The organism is Pontibacter ramchanderi (genome assembly GCF_002846395.1).
GTDB classification, from domain to species: Bacteria; Bacteroidota; Bacteroidia; order Cytophagales; family Hymenobacteraceae; genus Pontibacter; species Pontibacter ramchanderi.
Map to the genome: position 1 here is coordinate 22,803 of NZ_PJMU01000003.1, position 22,386 is coordinate 45,188.

Sequence of the window (22,386 nt, forward strand, 5' to 3'; positions counted from 1 at the left end):
CTATGAAAATACTTTACTTCTATCAAAATTTTTCGACTCCTAAGGGGTCATGGGGCACCCGTGTTTATGAGTTTGCCAGTAACTGGGTAAAGCAGGGACATGAGGTAACTGTAGTAACCAGCATTCTTAGCAAATCGGATCTTACTGCCACTAAACTTATCGAAGACCAGTATTTCGATGGTATTCATGTTAAGGTTTTGAATATTGTTACTGATAACAAGCATTCCTTTTACAAGAGGATCTGGACGTTCCTCTTATACAGCATACTATCATCTTATTATGCGCTCACTATAAAAGCAGATGTTGTCATTGCCTCATCAGGTCCCATTACAGTCGGTATTCCTGGTTTAATAGCACGTTACATCAGAGGAAGAAAGTTGATTTTTGAAACCAGGGACTTATGGCCTGAAGGGGCTATAGAGTTAGGTATCATTAAAAACAGACTCATAAAAAATATAAGCTATTGGTTTGAAAAACAGTGTTACAAAGCTTCTTCGTATATTGTTACCCTGTCTCCCGGCATGACAAAAAACATCTTCCAGCGCTTTGAATTTGAAAACATAGTAGATGTAACAAATGCAGCCAATATACCTCTGTTTTCTACTCCAAGACCATTTACAACGACACATCCTTTACTGAAACCAAAACAATACGCTATTTATACAGGCAATATCGGCATGGTGAATAACTCATACTGGTTATATGAAGCTGCAAAAGCTTTACACAAAATGGGGCGACAGGATATTGTCATACTGCTTATTGGAGAAGGGCAACAGCGTGAAGAACTAGAGCAGAAAGCATTTAGTGAAGGCATAACCAACTTCATCCGGCTTGGTTTAATGCCTAAGGAAAACTTAGTTACATACGTACAACATGCTCTTGTATCTTTGGTGCCCTTAAAAGGGACTCCCATACTAGATACCTCTTCTCCAAACAAATTTTTCGAGTCACTGGCTGCAGGTGTGCCGGTTGTCCAGAACACACAAGGCTGGATGAAAGATTTTCTTGAAGAACACCATGCCGGATATACCTTAGACCCCAATGACCCTGATCAATTGGCTCAAACCTTGATAGAACTGAGTGATAATCTAGCCTCTACAATTGCTATGGGAGAAAGAGCCCAGATTATTGCGAAAGCTTTGTTTGACAAAGACTATTTAGCTGATAAAATGCTCCGCACACTACAAGTTGTCCATGAGATGTCTGCAGAAGTTTCGCCCCAAAGTGTTACCTCAGAATTGCATCAAAATAGTACAGTAAAATTATAGAATAATTTACTCCAAAGTTTTAGTTGACTAAAGTTTGAAGCCATATATAACACAGGACGTCCTAAAAACTTGCCTTAATCTCACAATAATGCATTATTCAGTGAATAACAGGCTGCTTAATGGCCAGCATTTATCTATCGATAAAATATTATTTTAATATCATAAACTATTTTTAATAGGATAATATTTTTATCATAAAATCAGTAATATAAATTTATCATAATATAATATTATTCCTATATAACACTACCTCAGACATCAAAAAACAGCATTGTTATTAGTATCAATATTAGAAACAACTAATCATAAATTATTTAATTATTTTTTTAAATATTCTTATTACTTTTTCTTCCACCTCCCCGTATATACAATTATTAGTTAATATAAGTCAAGAACTTAAATCTCTAGCTTTTTTGGACCCTTTAGTTATTAAGGTTATGAATTTACAATTACTATATTTTAATGGCCTTGATTTAAATAAGACAAAGCTTAATGTTATTAAGCACGAGAAAGTCAGTGAGAAAAAGTGCCTTATAATTAATCCTGGTGCAATCGCATTAGAGCTAATACAAGAACCTAAATTCAAAAAAGTATATACAGTTGACTTTTGGGAGAACTCCTCTGAAGTAGATTTAGCAACATTTCTATCACAAAAGCATTTTGATGTTGTTTTACTAGACCCTAGTTATAACATTACATTGAATAACTCGCAACTGAAGCAGATCAATAATTTAAGAGTGAAACAAGTCTGTGTATACAATTTGGCGTCATTTTATGAGAGCTTTACCGAGCGTATCCCATCAGTTCACTGTAAATCCTGGCTTATTAGCAGTGACTTATTCTATGTTAATTCCCGCACAAATTTTTTCCAACTTAAAAGAGCGATAGATCTAACCGTTGCCTTTTCTTTCGCACCTATAGCTTTTTTGCTTGTATTAATGGCTATAGTGTGCATAAAAGCTACATCAAAGGGGCCAGCATTTTTTATTCAGAACAGAGTAGGTTTGAAAGGCAAAGTTTTTAGCATCTACAAACTAAGAACTATGTACTATTCGCCTGAATCAACTAACAACTCACATACAGTACTCAACGATAGCAGAATTACACCCATCGGTAAGTTCTTGAGGAAAACGAAAATAGATGAGTTACCTCAACTTATTAATATTATTTGCGGGCATATGAGCTTGATTGGTCCAAGGCCGGAGAAAGAAGACATAGTGTGCAAACTAGCCGAGGAAGCCCCATACTATAACTTAAGGCATGCAATACGCCCAGGAGTAACAGGATTAGCTCAAGTTACTTATCCTACTGCTACCCCTGAGCAAAACCTACAAAAATTAGAGTATGACTTGTTTTACCTAAAAAATGCCTCTCTCTTATTAGATATTAAAATACTTTTCAAGACTATTAAAGTCGTACTGACTATGAATAGTCTTTAGATTAAACAGATATATTCAAAAATTTTGAATGACCATAAATATCAAGAATCACGTTAATCAGATCCATTACTGCTTTTATGGTTTTTTGCAAGACAAGTTACTTAATAACTTGAATGCGTTAGAATTGAAAAATTGTAAGAGATACAATTTGTATCTTTAAAATCAGAAAGAGTCAGATTGCGAAAATTAAGAGTAATACTCAGTATATCAACATTATCAATTACGTCACTCCAAAATTCTGTAAACCCTTGAGGTAGGAGCCCAATATTAAGATTCAGACAACCTCCCTACCCCACTCACTTTCAACCCCCGCTGCCCCAGAAACAACAGCCCCAACCCCAGCGGCATGGGCACACTCGCCCAGAACATCAGCCAGTTGAAACTTGGCAAAGCTCTCAGCCCGAGCCAAAGCAAAGTGCCCTGCCCGAATAGCAGCAATTCCGTGGCGAAGAAGCCCGTCAGGAAAAGTACTAGCCCGATACCGCCATATCGGCCGAGGCGGTAGAGGCCTTGCTGCAGGAGGAAGCCCAGCACGAAGAGCGACACAAAACCGAGCAGGGACAGGTGCAGGTAGCCGATGATGAAGTAGCGGATTTTGTAGGCCAGGTCGGCCATGTACGGGAAAGCAGATACGGTCTGTAACACCAGTTTCAGCACAAAAAAGAACAGCGCCATACCTGCCAGCGCCCGCACCCAGGGCTTCAGCAAAGGCACCACCTCCGCCCATATCTGCCGCAGTACTTTTGCCAGGTATAGCAGGCCCGCCAGTTGCATGCCCACCGACACATACCCGATGGCGTATACCCAGTCCGCAGGTTTGGTCCAGAGCACCGACAGCGCATAGGCAGGTAGACAGGCCAGCGCCAACAGCCAGAAAGCCCATATGGTCCAGCGGCGGTTGAAAGGGATGTGGTGGCGCTCCAGAAACCAAAATAGCAAGCCGAGCACGGCAAAAGTAAACCAGCCGTTGTACTGGAAGTGCAGGTAGAAATAGATGGCCGAGTAGTAGAGTTCACCGCCAATGGTGCCTTTGGCCATAATCGGCCCCATGGCCCAGGGACCGATGGAGGACAGCACCATAAACAGCAAGGCCGCCCCGATAAACTTCAGCGAAACACCATGCGCTTCCTGCGCCACATGCTGCCGCAGATGGCGCCAGTAGCTGCGGGCAAACCAGTAGCTGAGCAAAATGTGCAACGTCGAGAAGATGATGGAGAAGAGCGCATAACCCTGCACCGGGAAGGTAAAGAGCATACCCAGCACCGATACCTGCGTCAGGAAAAACTGCCGTCGGAAAGAGGCGCGGTCAACGGGGGTAGTGGCAGGGAAAATGTAGAGCAGGGCCGCAAAAAAGGCGCAGTAGAGCCAGCCCAGCAAGGCCACATGCGAATGCGCGTGCAGGAAGTTTTTGTAGTTGACGCCCACAACAGGCGACACCATGAGCCAGCGCAGGAAAAGGCCCAGCACCGCCACGAGCACAAAATACCCAAGTGCGAGCCGAGCCCGCACCAGGGTATCCTGTTCTGTTTTCGGTAGCCGCTGCGCCTTTACCTCCGCCATCGTTTATTCAAAATAAGTGTTGTATTCTTTTAGGCGCGTGCTTACCCGCGCCAATGCCTGCTCAGACAGGTGCTCGTCTTTTTCGGCCAGCACGTTAACATCTTCCACTAGTGGCATTAGATATACGTGCAGCATGTCATGCGCGGGACCTTTCATGCGGCAGTCTTTAAAGAGTTGCTGCATCTCAGCTTTCATGGCCTGCCCCAGGTCGTTGTACGCCTCTGCCGAATTGTTCTCCGCCTGCAGCTTAAACTCCTGCAGCATACCTTGAAGTTGCGTGATGTGGCGGTTGGTTGGCTCGTCGGCCTGCCAGCGTTCGGTGCCGTTCAGGGCCAGAGTTTGCTCTTCGTGAATTACCTCTTTGTGCTCTGTTTCGAGATCGCGCTCGTGTCCGCACATGGAGGTCAGGCTGGCCAGAAATATGGCGATAATGACTAGCTTCATGATACTACTCCCTCCTCTTTTTCCTGAACAGGTATAGCGCTTTGCACCAATTGCAGCAGATCCAGCTGCAGCGATTGGCTTCGGTCTTTGGCGTATAGCGTGTGCACCAGCAAGTGTACCTCTTCTTTGGTCGCAAATGGGTTTTGCTCTTTAAACTGGAGCACCTTTTCCTGAATCGCTGCCGGGCGTGGTCCCCAGGTAAAGAGGCGCTCATTCGTTTCGGCATTCAGGCAGATCAGCTTCGGTATAGCACGGCTTCCGTTGGTCAGGCAGGTGTCCATCCAGTCGGGATTTTCGTCGCGCAAAAGCACCGTCAGTTCTATGGTGGGCACCGCCTCGGCAATGGCAGCCAGGGCAGGCAGTTGTTGAGCTCCGTCGCCGCACCACGACTCCACCAGCACCACCCAATGCCATTCGGGGCGCGGTTGCTGCAGGGCCTCGAGTAAGTCAGGGTTAAGGGTGAATTGTTTCTCGACACGCTTCATGCGCTGCTGGTTGAGTTTGGTGTAAGCAATGCGTTCTTCGGTCTGCTCCGGGCCTGTGGTTTGATCCTTTGCTATGAGTTCGTCTGCCAATTGCTTGAAGCTTTGATAAGTCAACGGATTGATGAATTCAGGCGTGAGTATATCAGGGGTGTTCATGAGACTTGGGTTTTAAATTCTATGCAAGTCTAGCCATATGCCTAGCTTTATAAAATGACTTAAGTCACTCAAAAACAATATTTAACGCATCGTTCTACAGCTGTAAAAACAAATACACAGAAAATGATCTATGTCATTATTTGAACTAACGCTGCTCATTTCCGGGGCATGCCTGCCAGGCTAACTTGTGCCTTCATCCAGGCTCGAACCTACTGGTTAAACAACAGCAGCCATATACCCAAAGAATTGCAATTACCATGAATACGACAACCATACAACCCACCAGCACCTTCGATCCGAACGACCTGAAGATCGCCTTCGGCACCAAGACGGACCAAGAGCTTAAAATGGCGCACTTTCTTTTTAAAATGATGGGAAAGCCCATGTTGGTGAAGCTAGGCGGAGTTGCCTCGGTTTGGGCACTGAAGCTGGGACTTCCGATCAAGGGACTGGTTAAAAAGACGATCTACAGTCACTTTTGCGGGGGCGAAACGGCGCAGCAGGCCCAGCGTGCCATCCGCCGCATGGCCAACGCCGGCGTATACACCGTGCTCGACTACGCCGCCGAAGCCAAGGAGGATGAAGCCGGTTTCGACTACGTGCTCGACGAGATCATGCGCAACATACGCCTGGCCAAAGTAACGGGCGAGATACCCTACATCAGTGTGAAACTGACAGGTATAGGCTCCCGCGACATTTTCCAGAAACTGCAGGAAGGAGTAACGCTGTCGTCGGAAGAGCAGGCTGCTTTCCAGCGAACAGAGAATCGGCTGAACCTGATCTGCAAAGCCGCTTACGAAGCCAACATCACGGTATACCTTGATGCTGAGGAAACCTGGCTACAGCAGCCCATGGACGAACTAGCCGAAAAGATGATGCTGCGCTACAACGAGCGGCGCGCCGTTGTGTTCAACACACTGCAGATGTACCGCACCGACCGCGTGGCTTACCTCACCGATCTGCTGAAACGCAGCGAAGGTTACGACGTTATTTTAGGTATAAAGATCGTGCGCGGGGCATACATTGAGAAAGAGCAGGAACGCGCCGCTGAGTACGGTTACCCGAGCCCGGTCTTTCACATCAAAGCTGACACAGACCGCAGCTTCGACGAAGCGATTGACATCTGCCTGCAGCACCTGCACCGCGTCGAGCTCTGCGCTGCAACACACAACGAAGCCAGCACCCGCTACCTCGTCAACCAGATCAACCGGCAAGGTATAGCCGACCACCGCAAGCGCATCCATTTTTCTCAGCTCTATGGCATGAGCGATAACCTGACCTACAACCTGGCCAGCGCTGGTTTTAACGCCTCCAAGTACCTGCCTTATGGTGACGTGGCTACCACCCTGCCTTACATGATCAGGCGGGCGGAGGAAAACACGTCCATTGCCGGGCAAATGGGCAGGGAATTGAGCCTGCTGGAGGCGGAAATGAAACGCAGGGGCTTGTAAGTCGCTGAGAGTGGTCATCCCCTTGCTCCTTTTAAAGAAAGCAAGGGGACAACCCGGCAAATGCAAAAATCCGGAAAATCCTTTCCTCCCTGGGGGCAGGAACCCTATTTGAAGAATCAGACAAAAGGGGTTAGAGCTTAACAAATAGTAACAAAATCAAACCGATACCACATTTTCATTCATGATCAAAAACACACCGCACAGCTTCCATATCCCGGTTATGGGATTGGCCTTCTCGATTGACTCGCCCATGAAAGTGGCGCAGTATGGTATCTCTTCGGTTATCTCGCTCAGTGACGACACGCTGATTGAGCAAATGCGCGAGTACTACAGCCAGGTATACCAGGAGCCATTTACTCCTATCTCGCAGAAAGAAGAAGATTACCGCGCACGTCGCATTACGGCTTACCTTGACCTGGCCGACCGCATCGTAACGTTACAGGTACAGGCCCTCCAGCAGGAGTCGTTCGACTCTGAATCGCGCCTGACAAAGTACTTTCTGTTGCTGCCGGAAAACGCTCCCCTAAAAGCGATGTACAGAAAGATGCTGCAGACGAGCAACCCGGAGCTGAAGAAGATCATGCAGGATGAGTTGCGCAAAGCCGTGGTACCCGGAAGCATCGATGTGAACATCATGACCAAGCTCGACAAAACCAATTACGACAAAGACGGTAACCCGCTGCCATCCGAGTATTCCGATGCACTGGCCGCGCTGCGTGGTTTTGCAAAAAGTACCGTGCATGCTTCGGTGATTTTTTCGGCCGGTATGAACATGCGCCTCTACAGCTACCTCGAGCAATTCCCCTGTTTCTTCCCTGACGAAAACGGCTACCTCCAAAAGCAGGTGGTGATCAAAGTGAGTGACTACCGCTCGGCCTTTGTGCAGGGCAAGATCCTGGCTAAGAAAGGCATTTGGGTATCGGAGTTTCGCATCGAGTCGGGCTTGAACTGCGGCGGCCATGCCTTCGCTACCGACGGCTACCTGCTCGGCCCCATCCTCGAAGAGTTTAAGCAAAACCGACAGGCCATGCAGGACGAACTCTATACCTTGTTCAGCAATGCGCTTACCTCCAAAGGCTATACCGTACCGGCCGCAGCGCCTACCATGCACATCACGGTGCAGGGCGGTATCGGCACGGCAGAGGAGCACGACTTCCTGCTCGAGCACTACGGCATGGATGCTGCCGGCTGGGGTACCCCTTTCCTGCTGGTACCCGAAGCTACCACTGTCGATGCGGAGACCATGGAAAAACTGGCCCGTGCCAAAAAAGAAGACCTATACCTGAGCCCAATTTCCCCGCTTGGCGTACCTTTCAACTCGCTGCGCGGCACCAGTTCGGAGGCGCTCACTTTGGCACGTATTGAAAAAGGCAAACCTGGTAGTCCGTGCGAAAAAAAGCACCTGGTCTCCAACACCGATTTCACAAAAGAGCCGATCTGTACCGCCTCCCGCAAATACCAGCGCAACAAGCTGGTGCAACTGCAAGGTATGGGGCTGCCGGAAGCAGAATACAAAGCCGAAGAAGCAAAAGTACTTTCGAAAGAATGCCTCTGCGAAGGACTGGCCAACACAGCGCTGGTGAAACTAGGTATAGCCCGAAAAACCGTAGCTTCCAGACCGATCGCCATTTGCCCGGGCCCGAACCTGGCCTACTTCTCCAACATTTTTAAACTGCAGGAGATGGTCGACCACATTTACGGTCGCATGAACGTACTTAACAATACCTACCGTCCGCATGTGTTCATCAACGAGCTCAACATGTATGTGCAGTACTGGAAAAACAAGAAAGCCGAACTGCAGGAGACCATGACAGACAAGCAGGAAAAATACCTGCAGAGTTTCTGGCAGAACCTGCAGCAAGGTATAAGTTACTACAAAGAGCTGGTGCCGACACTGTTTAAGGACCAGTTGGAGAAGCGTGTGCTGATGTTGGATGAATTACTGGAAGCTGAAGACCAGTTGCAGTTAGCAAACCAGAAGGTATAGTCAGGTATGAGCAGAATACGATTAACCCGCCTGTTTACATTTGAAGCGGCGCACGCCCTGCAGCATTACAAAGGTGGCTGCCGCAACATTCACGGGCATTCCTACAGGCTGGAGGTCACGATCATGGGCACGCCCATCGTGAGTGAAACGCACCCGAACGACGGCATGGTGATGGACTTCAAAGAGCTGAAAAAACTGGTACAGGAAACGATCATCGACCCGATTGATCATGCGCTTTTGTTGCGGCAGGATGCCCCGCAGGAGTTGATCCTGGCCTTGCGGCACTTCAACCACAACCTGGTGCTCACGCCGTATCAGCCTACCTGCGAAAACATGCTGATCGACTTCAAGCAGCGCATCCGGCACCTGTTGCCGCCCTATGTGGAGTTGCACAGCCTCAAGCTCTGGGAAACGGAAAAGTCTTTTGCCGAATGGTACGCAGCCGATAACGACTAAGCCTGCCCTCCTCCCCTTCAAAGCGCCCTGTCTGACGGCCCCGGCCAAGTACAGGGCGCTTTTTTTGCATTGGCCTGTCAGTTTGTAACTGGTTTTCAGAACTATGCTTTGAAACGAACGGTTTTTAAACTCGTTTTAGATAGTTTAAACCAATACATACGACTATGAAAAAGACACTTATAATTTTTGCCGGTATTTTCTTTTTCTCCTGTAGCTCCGACAACACGACCCACGACACAGCTGGTGAAACCGACACCCGCAATAACGAAACCATAGATGAAAGTGTAGAGATCGGGTCAGGCGAAGAAGTAAGCCCGCAGCTGGATATGCAGGACGATACAGCGGCTTTTGAAGTAGACACCGTATCAACCACAAACCGCAATAACCAGTAAGCCTATAAAACAGAAATCCCCGCTTTGCAGAAGGCGGGGATTTCTGTGTCAGCACGTGGCTGGCTATACCTGTGAATTACATTCCTACAGGTCTCTTTTCTGAAAGATGCGCTTGGAACTGAGCAGGGGCACTATCACCCAAAGCAGCATCACTGCCAGGGCAATGCCGATGCCCCATAAACTTCCAAAAATGCTCTTGTAGAGCGCCCCGGTATAACCCATCATCGCCGATACATCCAAATGAAGCAGTACCATCACGCGCCCCAGGTCCACTGGGTTGAGTGCCGTAAGAGCGAGCGTGGTCTGTTCGAGCGGATAGTCGCTGAAGGCGTAGAGGATTAGCAGCACCAGCCCGTCGTAGATCAGGGCAAAGTAGAACCAGAGCAGCAGCGCGATACCGATGCCTTTGGCCTTGTCGCGGGTGATGACCGAGGCCAGGAAAGCCAGCGCCACGAAAACGAAAGTGATCAGCACCCCCGTCACAACCAGGAACAGACCCGTGGTGCTCGGGGCGAAGAACAGCACCGGCGCCCCCACCCCAACCAGAAAAGCGGCTGACAGCGACAAGGCCACGCCCAGGTACTCGCTCATAAAAATACGGCTACGCCGGATTGGCTGGGACACCAGCAGCTCCATGAACTCGTAGGAGTTGTAAAAGTGGGTCGTGGCGAAGACAATGCTGATCAGCGGCACGGTCAAGAGCACCAGGTTGAGAAGGCTCAGCAGGCCCTTGTCGGCACTGCCTCCCAACTGGAAGAGGCCAATAGACAAGAGTAACAGAAACAAGGTATAGGCCACGATGATCTTATTGCGCACGATGTCATACAAAACGTATTTGATAAGCTTGTTCATAGTGCAGTTCCTCCGTTCATCATTTTAGCAACTGCCCGGCTCAGGCGGGTTTCCTGGGTCTGGTTTTTGATGTCTGCAATGGTTTCGTAAAACATGATGGCGCCATCTACAAGGCACAGCACTTCGTCAGCCACTTCTTCCACTTCGCTCATCACGTGCGAGGTGATCAGCACTAACTTGCCTTTCTTTTTCTCTTTCAGGATTTTGCCTTTCAGAATCTCGGCAGCAAAAGGGTCCAGGCCGGCAGTGGGTTCATCGAGTATAAGCACCTGCGGGTCGAACAGGAAGGCCAGCGCCGCGCTCACTTTCTGCTTCGTGCCGCCCGACAAGGCGCCCATCCGTTTGTCGTACATCTCTTCCAGCCGGTAAAGCCCGATCAGTTCGTCGTCGATGGGGGCGTTTTTGCGGATGTCGCGCACCATTTCGATCACCTGCCGGATCTTCATGTTTTCGGGATAACGGCCGATCTGGGGCATGTAGCCGATCTGGCTGCGGTAGGCATGCCTGTTCAGCACACTCTCTCCCTTAAATTTAATGTCGCCGCTGTCGGGCAGCACCATGCCCAAAATGCACTTGCTCATGGTGGTTTTGCCCGCACCGTTCGGCCCGATGATGGATATCACTTTGCCTTTTGTGAGCTCAACGCTCACGCCACGGAGCACTTGCAGTTTGCCGTAGGTTTTGGACAAATTCTCTATTGTTATCATGATCTATCTTCTTCATTAGCGGTCGCTCGTCCATCAGGTTTTGCGGAATGATACTTGGCAGTACCCTTTCCATGTTATCGAGCAGATCTACCATAAAACTGCGCATCAGCATCACAGAGGGTGGCACGCGCTCCACCAGCATCGCATATAGGCTCACCGGCCGGTAGGGCACATCCCCTATGCCGTCCTTATCCAGGTCGTAGCCCGTGTACTTGTCCCAATAGTTGTGTTCAAAATAGTTATGCTGCGCGTTGCCATTCGTGCTGATGTCAAACGAGTTGCCGGTAAAGTTGTTTAACCGGAAGGTATCGTCTATGCATGTGGTCATCAGTTTAATGGCCCAGCCGTTGCGCTCAAAATCATTGTGCCTGAAATCGAGCCGGCTCGAGCTTTCCATGTGTATACCTGTGGTGTTGCGCCGGAATACGTTATTGTAAATAACGCTGTTGTTTATCTCTTTCAACAGCAGTCCGTAAGAGGCCGCGCCCCAGTTATCCTCAAAGGTGTTGTGCTCCATGCGCACATTGGTGGTGTACATCACGGCCACACCAGCGCCGTTCCTGCGGAAGGTGTTATGGGTATAGGCGTTTCCGTCTGAGAACATAAAGTGCAACCCATAGCGGCTGTTCTGGTGGCTCACGTTCCGCTCCACTGTACTGTTTTTCACGGTTTCCAGGTATATGCCATCGCGGTGGCCCTGCACCTCGTTGCCGATGATCTGCACATCGTCCGTTTTGTAAATGTGGATGGCATTGCCCAGCGAAGACTCGGTTTTACCCACGTTTTCTCCTTTCACCACATTGTCTTTGATGACGATCCCCTCCGAGTACTGCAGGTATATCCCGTAGTAAGTTTTCAGGATGGTGTTGCTGAGGATCCGGATGTTGTTCTGCTGCCTCACCCGAATCGCGGCGTCGTCGCGGGTATAGCTGGTGGCTACGTTCTGCAGTGTAAAGCCCTGGACCGTTACGTTGTCGGAGGACACCGTAATGATCTGCCCGCTGTTGTTGCCGTCTATCACCGGGTTGTTCTGCCCGATGAGGCGGATGGGTTGGGTGATCTCTATACCTGCTTCCTGGTATACGCCTCCATCCACAAGCACCACGTCGCCGGCTTTTGCCAGGCTTACAGCCTGTTTCACGGAGGTATAAGGACAGGAGGCACAAACCTTCAGCGTGTCGCCAAAAGCCACCGGGCTCGTCAGCAGCAACACAAAAGCGCCCAGCAAGCAAACAAAATACTTACTCAGGTTTCTCATTATTTCTCACAGCTTGTTTGGCCCCCTCCCAGGTTAGCAGGCGGCCTCCGTACTTCTCCTGCATTTCTTTGGCCCTCGCTTCATCTGCCACAGCCGTCAGGAACATGCCCATGGGGCTGGGCAGCTCCGTGCTCTGCAGAAAATGCGCCTTGTCTGCCTCAATCAGTGTACTGGGTTGGGTGAAATCGGTCACGAGCAGGTAAGCAGCTTTGTCGCTTATTTCAGGATGCTCCAGTACGTAGGAGGCAAGGCACTCGGCCGCGTCAAAATAAAAGGGTTTGCCTTTGTCGTTTACCAGCTCGGCGCCATACCGGTTATCCGACACGGTCATCTGGCAATGGGTACAGTTGGCCTCGCCATAGGGCACAGGTTTTGGCTCCACCGAGCAACCCGCTGCTCCTATCAGCAGGAAAAGTAGACTCAGGGTGTAAAGGGTGTTTTTATGTAGCATGTTAAATTTATTCGGATGTAGTAGAATTGATTTTAGCCCTGCTTAACAGGTATACGAGTGTGCCGAACACGATAGCCAGGAAGATGCCGATACTACCCCAACCGGGCAGTGAGAGCGCATTGAAGTTTAGCAGCGTCTTATGTCCCAGCAAAGGCGGTATATAGGTCATGCCCGGTACTTTTATGGGCGCTTCCGGACTAAGGTTAGTGCCAAACTTGTACAACCAGAGGTAGAAGTCGGCAATGCCAGAGGCACCTGCCACGGCCAGCAAAATAACCCAGTACAGCACCAGTTTTCTTTTTCCCAGCAACCCCACGGTCACGCCCGTCACCATAAAAAAGATAACGATATACTGCATGTACTTGAGCTCGGCAAACGAGTCCGGGTGAATGGGCTCCATCCCGATGTAATGGTTCAGGATGTTGAAGTTCTGGAGCACACTCTCGGAGCTGCCTCCCAGTTTGTTGATCCAGATATGCAGCTCAAGCCCCTCCGGGTACTGGGGTGCCTCCAGGTATATCTTCCACATGGGGAAGAAAAACAAAGTACCGAGCAACAAAGCTGCCACTACCATTATTATTCTCAGGTAAATGCGCATCTTTTCTGATTAAAATTATAAAAAGACAGCGAAGCCTGGTCTTAACAAACTCCGCTGTCCTTCACAATCAGCTAATCTTAGTTTACACTGGCCTGTGCCGGAGGAACCGGTTTCTTCTCGCCCGTCGAGAATTTCAAAGGCACGTTAGATCCGCGCGGCGAAACACGCACATAGCCCTGCATTTCCTGGTGAAGGGCAGAACAGAAGTCCGTGCAGTAAAAAGGGTATACACCGGCCTCCCTAGGTACCCAGCGCAACGACTGCGTGGCGCCCGGCATGATCAGGGTCTCGGCGTTGGTGGCACCCATGATGGCAAAACCATGCGGCACGTCCCAGTCCTGTTCCAGGTTGGTCACGTGGAAAATCACTGTATCGCCTACCTGCACGCCTTCAATGTTGTCTGGCGTGAAGTGGCTTCGGATAGAGGTCATGTTTACTTTCACGGTCCTGCCCTGGCGCGTTACTTTCACGTCAGACTCCTTCTTGACAGCCTCCGGGTGCGAATTTTCATCCAGCTTGAAGAACTTGACACTGTTTGGCGCCACCTTGTCCGCCTGAATAGCTTGCGCGTAGTGCGGTTCAGCCAGGGTCGGGAAGTCGAGCAGCATACGCATTTTGTCACCGCTGATGTCGATCAACTGGGCCGAGTGCAAAAGTTCTGGTCCGGTTGGCAGGTAGCGGTCTTTGGTGATCTTGTTCATCACAACCAGGTACTTGCCGTCAGGCTCTCTGGTATCTCCGCCCGGGATCATGAGGTGGCCCGGAGAATAGTAAACCGGCATTCTGTCCAGCACTTTCAGGTCTTTCACATTCCACTTCACCACCTCCGACGACACGAACATCGTAGAGTAGGCATTTCCCTTTCCATCGAACTCGGTGTGCAATGGGCCGAGGCCTGGCTCCTGTACTTCGCCATAGAGTACCGACTCATACTTGAATACAGGTATCCCATTCACTTCGCCATCAAAGTCCTTGTTTTCGATGGCTTGCTGCATTTTAGAGAAAGAGAAAACAGGCAGGGTAGCGGCCAGTTTGCCGTTCACCACCATGTACTCCCCAGTGGGGTCCACATCGATGCCGTGCGGCGATTTAGGCGCCGGGATCAGGTACATCATACCCGGGCATTCTTCCGGCAGCAGGTAGCGCACTTTTTTGATCACGTTGGATTTGGCGATGTGGGAGTTGTGGTCCATCGTGTTGTGGTAGTAGTTGGCCGGCATTTCGTGTGCCTTGCCCTCGGCAGCGTACTTGGCCGCCAGCTTCCAGTTAATGGCCGCCAGGTAGTCGCGGTCGTTTTGGGAGGCGCCCAACTCCTTTAAAGTAGAAGACTTTTCGGTGTTGTAGGTGGTAAAGAAAACCCAGTCGCCGGAAGGCCCTTTGCCGCCATTGGCCAGGTCATAGTCAAAGCCGGGCACCAGCACCTGAAAATCCAGCTCCATGTGGCCGTTGCCCTCGTTTGTCTTTATAAAAGAAATAGAGCCCCGAAACTTGTCTTTGTACTCGTCCAGGCCGGCATCTCCTATACCTGCTTTGTCTGTGTTGATCGGCACACTGAAGCGTGTACCCGCCAGAATGTACTCGTTGTTGTTGGTTGGGTAAGGCGAGCAGTGGTTACCGGCCGAGTTCGGAATCTCCATGATTTCCACTGTCTCAAAAGTCGTCAGATCCACTTTTGCCACCCTTGGCGTGTTATTACCATTCACGTACAGAAATTTTCCGTCTGCCATCCCATCGGTGCGCGACAGCTTGGGGTGGTGCAGGTCGTCCCAGGGTACAAATCCGTGCGAGGTCATCAGCATGGGCTTTGTCTCCTCGTTATACCCGTAGCCATTCTCGGCAAACTGCGTGAAAACAGGTATAACTTTCAGCAGCCTGCCCGAGGGCAGCCCGTATACTGATACCTGCCCGTTAAAACCTCCCGACAGGAAAGAATAATACTCATCATGTTGCCCTGGTGGTACATATACCGCAGACGCCGCATCCGAATCGACTGCAGTCGATTTCTGATTTCCTTCTCCTCCTCCACATGCCTGCAGTACCGCACCAGCCATGAGCGTGAGCATAAAGCCCAGCTTAGGTGCTATTGCTGTTAACTTTTGGTTTAGTACTTCCATGATATTTTGGGTTAAGTTTATTTTCCTTGTGCCTGGAGATCGTTCTGACGGAGGAACTCCAGAATAGCGCGTGCGTCTTTCTCGTTGATGTTCTGGTTGGTCATCTGCGTTAAGTGCTCAGCCAGTAGCTTTTTGGCGGTCGGGTCTTTTTTGGTCATTTCCTCGGGGTTGATCACCATGTTCATGATCCACTCCGGCTTGCGTTTTTCGGTCACGCCCAATAGCCCGGGGCCCACAATTTTCTGGTCAGTGAGCTGGTGGCAGGCTGAGCATTTGCCCTCGAAAATGGTCTTGCCTTCGGCGGCCAGGGCATCGTCTATGTCTGCGCTTACTTCAATAGAAGAGACAGGTCCTATACCTTTGCCATCATCTTCTACAGGGGCTTGCTCCTGCTGATGTGCCAGTCCGGTTTGCTCCTGCGATTCGGTGGCTTTATTTTCATTATCGCCGGATGAACAGCTTAAAAGAAGCGAGCCACAGAATAGCGCCACAACGCCATACCTGAAAGAATCGGGGAGAAGACCGCTCAGAATTTTGTTTAATGAATTGGACGGATTTGCCATAGTTTTGATGGTTTAGGTGTGGTAACGTTAAACATTCTTGGCATTTGTACGCACTGACTTTCTTTCGGTTTGATTCAGAGGCAGTACTGTACTTCAGCCATATCCGTTTTATTACATAGCTTCCTCTGCTGATACAGGAAAAGGATACCGCCATTACTTAAAAGTGCTATTACTGCATCGACACAAAACACAGCGACACGTTAAACAAAAGAGCGCAGACCGATTAGCCTGCGCTCTTTTGTTTGAATAAAACTTCTGGTCTTTTCTCTTGCCTGTGAAGGCTATTTTTTCACGCTTTAAAGGTCTCGTTTCTGGAAGATGTTTCTGGAAGTGATTAAAGGGATCGTCACCCAAAGCAGCATCACCCCAAACGCCGATACAATTCCCCACATACTGCCGAAGATGCTCTTGTAGAGGGCACCGGTATAGCCCATCAGAGCCGACACATCCAGGTTCAGCAATACCATGATGCGACCCAAGTCTACCGGGTTCAGCGCCGTCATGGTCAGGGTGGCGTACTCCAGCGGGTAGTCGGCAAAAGAATACAGGATGAACAGCACGATGCCGTCGTAGATCAGGGCAAAGTAGAACCAGAGCAGCAGCGCGATGCCGATGCCTTTGGCCTTGTCGCGGGTGAGGACCGAGGCCAGGAAAGCCAGCGCCACAAAAATAAAGGTGATGAATACGCCTGTTAGCACCAGGTATAGCCCTGTGGCCCCTGGCGCAAACAGCATCACGGGTATACCCATGCCGATGACAAGCGCAGCCGAAAGAGACAAGGTAACACCCAGGTACTCGCTCATGAAGATCTTGCTGCGCTTGATGGGTTGCGACACCAGCAGCTCCATGAACTCATAGGAGTTGTAAAAGTGGGTTGTGGCGAACACAATGCTGATGAGCGGCACGGTGAGCAACACCAGGTTGAGCAGACTCAGCAAACCCTTCTCCGGGCTACTGCCCAGGTTAAACAGGCCAACCGAGAGCAACAGCAGAAACAAGGTATAGGCCACTACAATCTTGTTGCGCACGATGTCGTACAAAACGTATTTAATGATCTTTTTCATGGCTTAGTCCTCCTCATGCATGATCTTGGCAATGGCGCGACTCAGGCGCTCCTCATTTGCCTGTTGCTTAATTTCCGTGATGGTGTCGTGGAATTTTACCGAACCGTCCATCAGGCACATGACCTCGTCGGCCACTTCCTCCACTTCGCTCATAATGTGCGAGGTAATCAGGATCAGCTTCCCTTTCTTTTTCTCCTTCAGTATTTTGCACTTGAGAATCTCCGCGGAGATCGGATCAAGGCCTGCGGTGGGTTCATCGAGAATAAGCACCTGCGGGTCGAACATGAAGGCAAGTGCCGCACTCACTTTCTGCTTCGTGCCGCCCGACAGGGAGCCCATTCTTTTATCATACATATTTTGAAGCCCATAAAGGCCTATTAACTCTTCGTCAATCACGGTGGCGTCTTTACGGATGTCGCGCACCATTTCGATCACCTGCCGGATCTTCATGTTCTCGGGATACTTGCCGATCTGGGGCATATAGCCGATCTGGCTGCGGTAGGCGTGCTTTTTCAGTATGCTCTCGCCTTTGAACTTGATGTCGCCGCTGTCGGGCAGCACAATACCCAAAATGCACTTGCTCATGGTGGTTTTGCCCGCACCGTTCGGGCCGATGATGGACACCACACGGCCACCCTCAAAGCGCACGCTCAGGTTGTCGAGCACGGCCAGTTTACCGTAGGTTTTGGACAAGTTTTCTATCGCTATCATGATTTATTTTCTTCATTAAAGGGCTTTCATCTATCAGGGTCTCGGGTATAAAGCTCGGCATCACCCGCTCGATGCTGTCCAGGAGGTCTACCATAAAACTGCGCATGAACATCACTGAGGGCGGCACGCGCTCCACCAGCATCGAGTACAAGCTTACAGGCCGGTACGGCACATCACCTACACTGTTTTTGTTCAGGTCGTAGCCGGTGTACTTGTCCCAGTAGTTTTGCTCGAACAGGTTCATGGTAGGGCTGCCGTTGGTGCTCACATCAAAGGAGTTGGCCGTGAAATTGTTGAGCCGGAACGTATCCTGTATGCAGCTGGCCAGCAGACGAATCGCCCAGCCGTTGCGGTCAAAGTCGTTGCCCTCGATGTGCAGCCGGCTAGAGCTCTCCATGTAAATACCGGTGGTATTTCTACGGAAGGTATTGTTGCGGATCGTGCTCTGCGAAATATCCTTCAGCAGGAGGCCATAGGCAGCGGCGCCCCAGTTATCCTCAAAGGTGTTGTGTTCCATCCGGATGTCGCGGGTATACATCACGGCCACACCGGCGCCGTTCTTGCGAAAGATGTTACGGGTATACACGTTGCCGTCTGAGAACATAAAGTGCAGGCCATAGCGGTTGTTGCGCTCGCTTGTGTTCTCGTGCACCAAGCTGTTGGTCACGTATTCGAAGTAAATGCCGTCGCGATGGCCCTCCACCCTGTTATTGCTGATCTCGGCGCCGTCGGTGCGCCACACGTGTATGGCATTGCCGAGCGCCGATTCTATCTTACCGGTATTCACTCCCTTCACCACATTGCCTTTCACCACGCTGTTGTCCGCGTTTTGCAGGTATATACCGAAGTAGGTATTGAGTACCGTGTTGTTCAGTATCTGTATGTTTTCGCGGTCAGCCACCCGGATGGCAGCATCGTCGCGCATGTAGCTTACGGCCACGTTCTGTACCGTGAAGCCCTCCAGTTTCACGTTGGAGGATTTGATGGTGATGATCTGCCCGCTGTTGCGGCCATCGATCACCGGGTTGTTGCGCCCGATCAGGCTGATGGGCTGGGTGATCTCTATACCTGATTCCAGGTATACGCCTCCGTCCACGAGCACCACGTCACCGGCTTTCGCCTTGCGCACGGCCTCTTTCACGGAGTGGTACTCGCAGGTGTTGCATACCTTCAGTGTGTCGCCAAAAGCCAAGGGGCATCCCAGCAACCACACCAAAGTGCATGCGGTCCAAACTACGATATTTTTACTCAGGTTTCTCATTGTTTCTAACGGCTGTTACGGCCTGTTCCCAGTTCAGCAGGCGACCGCCTACTTCCTGTTGCATTTTGGTGGCTGCGGCCTCGTCGGCCACGGCGGTCAGGTACATGCCCATCGGGCTGGGGAGCTCTTTGCTCTGTATAAAATGGACGCTGCGGGCTTCGATCAGCTCACCGGGTCTTGTGTAGTCGGTCACCAACACGTGAGCGGCGCTTTCTGCCAGTTCCGGATTTTGGTCCAGGTACTGGGCCAGGCACTCGGCCGAGTCGAAGAAGAACGCTTTGCCTTTGTCGTTCACCAGTTCGGCGCCGTAACGGTTGTCCGACACGGTCATCTGGCAGTGGGCGCAGTTTACCTCTCCGTATGCGATTGGCTTGGGCTCTACCCGGCAGCCGGCCAGCAGCAGGATCACCACGAGCACCAGGCAGTTCAGGTATAGGTTATAAGATTTCATGCGGTTACTTTTTCTGCTGTTTTCACTTGCGCTGTGCTTCTGCTGAAATAATACACCAAGCCAGCTAATAAGATCGCGAGTCCTATACCTAAGCTACCCAGGGCTGGCAACGACAAGGCATCGAAGTTGAGCAGTTGTTTACTGCCTAGCAAAGGTGGCACATAGGTCATGCCCGGCACTTTGATGGGGGCACTTGGGTCGAGGTTGGTACCGAACTTGTTCAGCCACAAATAGAAGTCAAGGATACCTGCAGCACCGGCCACCATTAGCAGCACTGTCCAGCCGAGCACCAGCTTGCGTTTGCCCAGCAGCGCTACTACTATACCTGCCACGATAAAGAAGATGACAATGTACGGCATGATCCGAAGCTCAGCGAAAGAGTCGGCGTGGATGGGCTCCATACCGATGTAGTGGTTCAGGATGTTGAAGTTCTGGATAGCCCCGTCTGAGTTACCCGCTATCTGGTTTACCCAGATGTGCATTTCCAGTCCTTCGGGGTACTGGGGGGCTTTGAGGTAAATCTTCCACATCGGGAAGAGGAATAACAATCCGAGCGACAGCGAGGCTATCAGCATCAGCACTTTGTGGTAAGCTTTCATCCTTTTGGGTTTAAGGTGAAAATTTAAAAATTAAGCGGAGGCTGCTGTGGGCAACCTCCGCTTTTGTTTTGCCCAGCTTAAACCTTTTGGTTAAGCAGCAGGCTTCTTCTTGCCTGTAGAGAATGAGATCGGCACTTTAGAGCCTTTAGGAGATACCCGGATGTATCCTTGCATTTCCTGGTGGAGGGCAGAGCAGAAGTCGGTGCAGTAGAATGGGAACACACCGTCTTTCTTTGGTACCCAGCGCAAGGTCTGCGTAGCGCCTGGCATGATCAGCGTCTCGGCTGTGTTGGCGCCCATCACTGCGAAGCCGTGCGGTACGTCCCAGTCCTGCTCAAGGTTAGTCACGTGGAAGAGAACAGTATCGCCTACCTGCACACCCTCAATGTTGTCTGGGGTCATGTGGCTGCGGATGGCCGTCATTTTCACGCGCACAATGTTGCCTTCGCGGGTCACGCTGGCGTCAGACTCTTTCTTCACCGCATAAGGGTGCTTGTTCTTGGCCAGATCGTAGAATTTCACGCTGTTCGGTGCCACTCGGTCGGCTTTGATGGCCTGTGCGTAGTGTGGTTCCGCCACAGTCGGGAAGTCAAGCAGCATACGCATCTTTTCGCCGCTGATATCGATGAGTTGGGCAGAGTGCGCCAGCTCAGGACCAGTTGGCAGGTAACGGTCTTTGGTGATCTTGTTCATAGCCACCAGGTACTTGCCGTCCGGTGTGTGCGTGTCACCACCCGGGATCATCAAGTGACCAACTGAGTAGTAAACCGGCATTCTGTCTACTACTGTGAAGTCGCTCAATTTCCATTTCACGATCTCAGAAGACACGAACATAGAGGTGTAGGCGTTGCCTTTTCCGTCAAACTCGGTGTGCAATGGTCCCAGACCTGGCTCCGGCACTTCTGCTTTCAGCACAGACTCGTATTTGAACACTGGGATACCGTTGATCTCGCCGTCGAAAGACTTGTTCTTGATGGCTTCCTGCATTTTAGAGAAAGAGAACACTGGGATGGTGGCAGCCAGTTTACCGCTTACAACCATGTGCTCACCGCTTGGGTCCACGTCGATACCGTGTGGTGACTTAGGCGCCGGGATCAGGTACATCATACCTGGGCAGTCTTCTGGCAGCAGGTAGCGCACTGACTTCTTGATGGTAGACTTCGCGATGTGCGAATCCTTGTCCATTTTGTTGTGGTAGTAGTACGCTGGCATTTCCTTTGCCTTGCCTTCTGCGGCATACTTGGCAGCCAGTTTCCAGTTCACGGCAGCCAGGTAGTCGCGGTCGTTCTGCGATGCACCCAGTTCTTTCAGTGTGCCAGAACGCTCTGTGTTATAAGTGGTGAAGAATACCCAGTCAGAAGATGGGCCTTTGCCACCGTTAGCCAGGTCGTAGTCGAAGCCTGGTACCAGGATCTGGAAGTCAAGTTCCATGTCGCCTTTCTCCTGGTCTACTTTAATGAAGGAGATAGAACCGCGGAACTTGTCCTTGTACTCGTCCATGCTCACGTCAGCTGTACCGCCTTTCATGTCAAGTGGCACTGAGAAGCGCGTACCTGCTATCACGTACTCGTTGTTATCGGTTGGGTATGGCGAGCAGTGGTTACCGGCTGAGTTCGGGATCTCCATGATCTCCACAGTCTCGAAGGTGCTCAGGTCCACACGGGCTACACGCGGGGTGTTGTTACCGTTGGCAAACAACCAGCGTCCGTCGGTCATACCGTTGGTGCGCGACAGTTTTGGGTGGTGCAGGTCGTCCCAAGGCACGAAACCGTGGGATGTGTTCAGCATCGCCTTAGACTCTTCGCTGTAGCCGTAACCGTTCTCGCCGTGCTGCGTGAACACCGGAATGATCTTCAGCAGTCGGCCGGAAGGCAGGCCATACACAGACATCTGTCCGTTAAAGCCGCCCGACAGGAAAGAGTAGTACTCGTCGTGCTTGCCCGGTGCTACATACACCGCCTGCGCGGCATCCGAAGCAACACCGGCAGCTGTAGCGCTACCTTCGCCAGGACCGCTGCTGCAACCCTGCAGGGCCGTGCCACCGGCCAGCGCCAGTGTAAAGGCAGCAGCAGGAGCCGCTTTTTTGATAGTTGTGAATAATGATTTCATGTTGATTATT

Annotated in this window: 22 protein-coding genes; 6 read left to right on the plus strand and 16 right to left on the minus strand. The window is 50.6% G+C overall.

The genetic code is table 11. The annotated features are described in order from the left end of the window. Nucleotides 1-2: 2 nt before the first annotated feature. Together BD749_RS12805 and BD749_RS12810 are read left to right on the plus strand one after the other, a co-directional pair. Complete coding sequence (locus BD749_RS12805; protein WP_101444846.1) at nt 3-1,268, plus strand: glycosyltransferase family 4 protein; 1,266 nt, start codon at nt 3-5, stop codon at nt 1,266-1,268. A gap of 437 nt (nt 1,269-1,705) precedes the next feature. Then, a complete protein-coding gene (locus BD749_RS12810) occupies nt 1,706-2,707 on the plus strand; it encodes a sugar transferase (RefSeq protein ID WP_101444848.1) in 1,002 nt (333 codons plus the stop codon). A 267-nt stretch (nt 2,708-2,974) separates the two neighbouring features. On the opposite strand, the gene BD749_RS12815 is transcribed toward BD749_RS12810, so the two are convergent. Genes BD749_RS12815 through BD749_RS12825 form a run of 3 tightly spaced genes read right to left on the minus strand, consistent with a single transcriptional unit; the run spans nt 2,975 to nt 5,352 of the window. Continuing rightward, complete coding sequence (locus BD749_RS12815; RefSeq protein WP_101444851.1) at nt 2,975-4,267, minus strand: hypothetical protein; 1,293 nt, start codon at nt 4,265-4,267, stop codon at nt 2,975-2,977. A 3-nt stretch (nt 4,268-4,270) separates the two neighbouring features. Further along, on the minus strand, nt 4,271-4,711 hold the full coding sequence (locus tag BD749_RS12820; protein ID WP_101444854.1) for a hypothetical protein: 441 nt from the start codon (nt 4,709-4,711) through the stop codon (nt 4,271-4,273). Continuing rightward, nucleotides 4,708-5,352, minus strand: coding sequence for a thioredoxin family protein (locus BD749_RS12825; RefSeq protein ID WP_101444857.1), 645 nt, complete (start codon nt 5,350-5,352; stop codon nt 4,708-4,710). The genes BD749_RS12820 and BD749_RS12825 overlap by 4 nt, the downstream gene beginning before the upstream one ends. 257 nt (nt 5,353-5,609) lie before the next feature. Here BD749_RS12825 and BD749_RS12830 point away from each other — a divergent pair, with 257 nt between their 5' ends. The 4 genes from BD749_RS12830 to BD749_RS12845 all read left to right on the plus strand — a co-directional run bounded on the left by BD749_RS12830 (nt 5,610) and on the right by BD749_RS12845 (nt 9,638). Beyond that, a complete protein-coding gene (locus BD749_RS12830) occupies nt 5,610-6,803 on the plus strand; it encodes a proline dehydrogenase family protein (protein ID WP_245869172.1) in 1,194 nt (397 codons plus the stop codon). A 181-nt stretch (nt 6,804-6,984) separates the two neighbouring features. Further along, a complete protein-coding gene (locus BD749_RS12835) occupies nt 6,985-8,790 on the plus strand; it encodes a nitronate monooxygenase family protein (RefSeq protein WP_101444860.1) in 1,806 nt (601 codons plus the stop codon). 6 nt (nt 8,791-8,796) lie between these two features. Then, nucleotides 8,797-9,246 (plus strand): 6-pyruvoyl trahydropterin synthase family protein, encoded by a 450-nt coding sequence (locus BD749_RS12840; protein WP_101444863.1) that lies wholly within the window; start codon nt 8,797-8,799, stop codon nt 9,244-9,246. A 164-nt stretch (nt 9,247-9,410) separates the two neighbouring features. Further along, the gene (locus BD749_RS12845) at nt 9,411-9,638 is read left to right on the plus strand and encodes a hypothetical protein (protein WP_101444865.1); all 228 of its coding nucleotides are present in this window, start codon (nt 9,411-9,413) and stop codon (nt 9,636-9,638) included. A gap of 84 nt (nt 9,639-9,722) precedes the next feature. On the opposite strand, the gene BD749_RS12850 is transcribed toward BD749_RS12845, so the two are convergent. The 13 genes from BD749_RS12850 to nosZ (BD749_RS12910) form a co-directional block, all read right to left on the minus strand. Beyond that, on the minus strand, nt 9,723-10,490 hold the full coding sequence (locus tag BD749_RS12850) for an ABC transporter permease subunit (protein ID WP_101444868.1): 768 nt from the start codon (nt 10,488-10,490) through the stop codon (nt 9,723-9,725). Then, complete coding sequence (locus BD749_RS12855) at nt 10,487-11,197, minus strand: ABC transporter ATP-binding protein (RefSeq protein WP_101444870.1); 711 nt, start codon at nt 11,195-11,197, stop codon at nt 10,487-10,489. The genes BD749_RS12850 and BD749_RS12855 overlap by 4 nt, the downstream gene beginning before the upstream one ends. Continuing rightward, complete coding sequence (locus BD749_RS12860; RefSeq protein WP_101444873.1) at nt 11,130-12,455, minus strand: nitrous oxide reductase family maturation protein NosD; 1,326 nt, start codon at nt 12,453-12,455, stop codon at nt 11,130-11,132. Before BD749_RS12860 ends, BD749_RS12855 begins: the two co-directional genes overlap by 68 nt. Beyond that, the gene (locus tag BD749_RS12865) at nt 12,439-12,906 is read right to left on the minus strand and encodes a nitrous oxide reductase accessory protein NosL (protein WP_101444876.1); all 468 of its coding nucleotides are present in this window, start codon (nt 12,904-12,906) and stop codon (nt 12,439-12,441) included. Before BD749_RS12865 ends, BD749_RS12860 begins: the two co-directional genes overlap by 17 nt. Before the next feature lie 7 nt (nt 12,907-12,913). Continuing rightward, the gene (locus BD749_RS12870; protein WP_101444878.1) at nt 12,914-13,504 is read right to left on the minus strand and encodes a hypothetical protein; all 591 of its coding nucleotides are present in this window, start codon (nt 13,502-13,504) and stop codon (nt 12,914-12,916) included. Nucleotides 13,505-13,581: 77 nt separating this feature from the next. Continuing rightward, nucleotides 13,582-15,618: a Sec-dependent nitrous-oxide reductase gene (gene nosZ, locus BD749_RS12875; protein ID WP_101444880.1), complete on the minus strand. Its 2,037-nt coding sequence runs from the start codon at nt 15,616-15,618 to the stop codon at nt 13,582-13,584. Between the two features lie 17 nt (nt 15,619-15,635). Then, nucleotides 15,636-16,181, minus strand: coding sequence for a c-type cytochrome (locus BD749_RS12880; RefSeq protein WP_245869176.1), 546 nt, complete (start codon nt 16,179-16,181; stop codon nt 15,636-15,638). A 296-nt stretch (nt 16,182-16,477) separates the two neighbouring features. Then, a complete protein-coding gene (locus BD749_RS12885) occupies nt 16,478-17,245 on the minus strand; it encodes an ABC transporter permease subunit (RefSeq protein WP_101444882.1) in 768 nt (255 codons plus the stop codon). 3 nt (nt 17,246-17,248) lie between these two features. Continuing rightward, nucleotides 17,249-17,956, minus strand: coding sequence for an ABC transporter ATP-binding protein (locus BD749_RS12890; protein WP_101444884.1), 708 nt, complete (start codon nt 17,954-17,956; stop codon nt 17,249-17,251). Further along, complete coding sequence (nosD, locus tag BD749_RS12895; protein WP_101444887.1) at nt 17,919-19,217, minus strand: nitrous oxide reductase family maturation protein NosD; 1,299 nt, start codon at nt 19,215-19,217, stop codon at nt 17,919-17,921. The genes BD749_RS12890 and nosD overlap by 38 nt, the downstream gene beginning before the upstream one ends. Next, on the minus strand, nt 19,201-19,668 hold the full coding sequence (locus BD749_RS12900; RefSeq protein ID WP_101444889.1) for a nitrous oxide reductase accessory protein NosL: 468 nt from the start codon (nt 19,666-19,668) through the stop codon (nt 19,201-19,203). The genes nosD and BD749_RS12900 overlap by 17 nt, the downstream gene beginning before the upstream one ends. Then, nucleotides 19,665-20,267, minus strand: coding sequence for a hypothetical protein (locus BD749_RS12905; protein ID WP_101444892.1), 603 nt, complete (start codon nt 20,265-20,267; stop codon nt 19,665-19,667). The genes BD749_RS12900 and BD749_RS12905 overlap by 4 nt, the downstream gene beginning before the upstream one ends. 90 nt (nt 20,268-20,357) lie before the next feature. After that, nucleotides 20,358-22,376, minus strand: a complete 2,019-nt coding sequence (gene nosZ, locus BD749_RS12910) for a Sec-dependent nitrous-oxide reductase (protein WP_101444894.1) — start codon at nt 22,374-22,376, stop codon at nt 20,358-20,360. Nucleotides 22,377-22,386: the final 10 nt, after the last annotated feature.

What these genes read in the sequence shown, in the direction of transcription:
- BD749_RS12830 (WP_245869172.1), top strand. Translation starts at nt 5,610, where the DNA reads ATGAATACGACAACCATACAACCCACCAGCACCTTCGATCCGAACGAC.
- BD749_RS12825 (WP_101444857.1), bottom strand. Translation starts at nt 5,352, where the DNA reads ATGAACACCCCTGATATACTCACGCCTGAATTCATCAATCCGTTGACT.
- BD749_RS12880 (WP_245869176.1), bottom strand. Translation starts at nt 16,181, where the DNA reads ATGGCAAATCCGTCCAATTCATTAAACAAAATTCTGAGCGGTCTTCTC.
- nosZ (WP_101444894.1), bottom strand. Translation starts at nt 22,376, where the DNA reads ATGAAATCATTATTCACAACTATCAAAAAAGCGGCTCCTGCTGCTGCC.
- BD749_RS12840 (WP_101444863.1), top strand. Translation starts at nt 8,797, where the DNA reads ATGAGCAGAATACGATTAACCCGCCTGTTTACATTTGAAGCGGCGCAC.
- BD749_RS12835 (WP_101444860.1), top strand. Translation starts at nt 6,985, where the DNA reads ATGATCAAAAACACACCGCACAGCTTCCATATCCCGGTTATGGGATTG.
- BD749_RS12860 (WP_101444873.1), bottom strand. Translation starts at nt 12,455, where the DNA reads ATGAGAAACCTGAGTAAGTATTTTGTTTGCTTGCTGGGCGCTTTTGTG.
- BD749_RS12815 (WP_101444851.1), bottom strand. Translation starts at nt 4,267, where the DNA reads ATGGCGGAGGTAAAGGCGCAGCGGCTACCGAAAACAGAACAGGATACC.
- BD749_RS12855 (WP_101444870.1), bottom strand. Translation starts at nt 11,197, where the DNA reads ATGATAACAATAGAGAATTTGTCCAAAACCTACGGCAAACTGCAAGTG.
- BD749_RS12805 (WP_101444846.1), top strand. Translation starts at nt 3, where the DNA reads ATGAAAATACTTTACTTCTATCAAAATTTTTCGACTCCTAAGGGGTCA.
- BD749_RS12885 (WP_101444882.1), bottom strand. Translation starts at nt 17,245, where the DNA reads ATGAAAAAGATCATTAAATACGTTTTGTACGACATCGTGCGCAACAAG.
- BD749_RS12850 (WP_101444868.1), bottom strand. Translation starts at nt 10,490, where the DNA reads ATGAACAAGCTTATCAAATACGTTTTGTATGACATCGTGCGCAATAAG.
- BD749_RS12865 (WP_101444876.1), bottom strand. Translation starts at nt 12,906, where the DNA reads ATGCTACATAAAAACACCCTTTACACCCTGAGTCTACTTTTCCTGCTG.
- BD749_RS12810 (WP_101444848.1), top strand. Translation starts at nt 1,706, where the DNA reads ATGAATTTACAATTACTATATTTTAATGGCCTTGATTTAAATAAGACA.
- BD749_RS12905 (WP_101444892.1), bottom strand. Translation starts at nt 20,267, where the DNA reads ATGAAAGCTTACCACAAAGTGCTGATGCTGATAGCCTCGCTGTCGCTC.
- BD749_RS12845 (WP_101444865.1), top strand. Translation starts at nt 9,411, where the DNA reads ATGAAAAAGACACTTATAATTTTTGCCGGTATTTTCTTTTTCTCCTGT.
- BD749_RS12890 (WP_101444884.1), bottom strand. Translation starts at nt 17,956, where the DNA reads ATGATAGCGATAGAAAACTTGTCCAAAACCTACGGTAAACTGGCCGTG.
- BD749_RS12900 (WP_101444889.1), bottom strand. Translation starts at nt 19,668, where the DNA reads ATGAAATCTTATAACCTATACCTGAACTGCCTGGTGCTCGTGGTGATC.
- nosD (WP_101444887.1), bottom strand. Translation starts at nt 19,217, where the DNA reads ATGAGAAACCTGAGTAAAAATATCGTAGTTTGGACCGCATGCACTTTG.
- nosZ (WP_101444880.1), bottom strand. Translation starts at nt 15,618, where the DNA reads ATGGAAGTACTAAACCAAAAGTTAACAGCAATAGCACCTAAGCTGGGC.
- BD749_RS12870 (WP_101444878.1), bottom strand. Translation starts at nt 13,504, where the DNA reads ATGCGCATTTACCTGAGAATAATAATGGTAGTGGCAGCTTTGTTGCTC.
- BD749_RS12820 (WP_101444854.1), bottom strand. Translation starts at nt 4,711, where the DNA reads ATGAAGCTAGTCATTATCGCCATATTTCTGGCCAGCCTGACCTCCATG.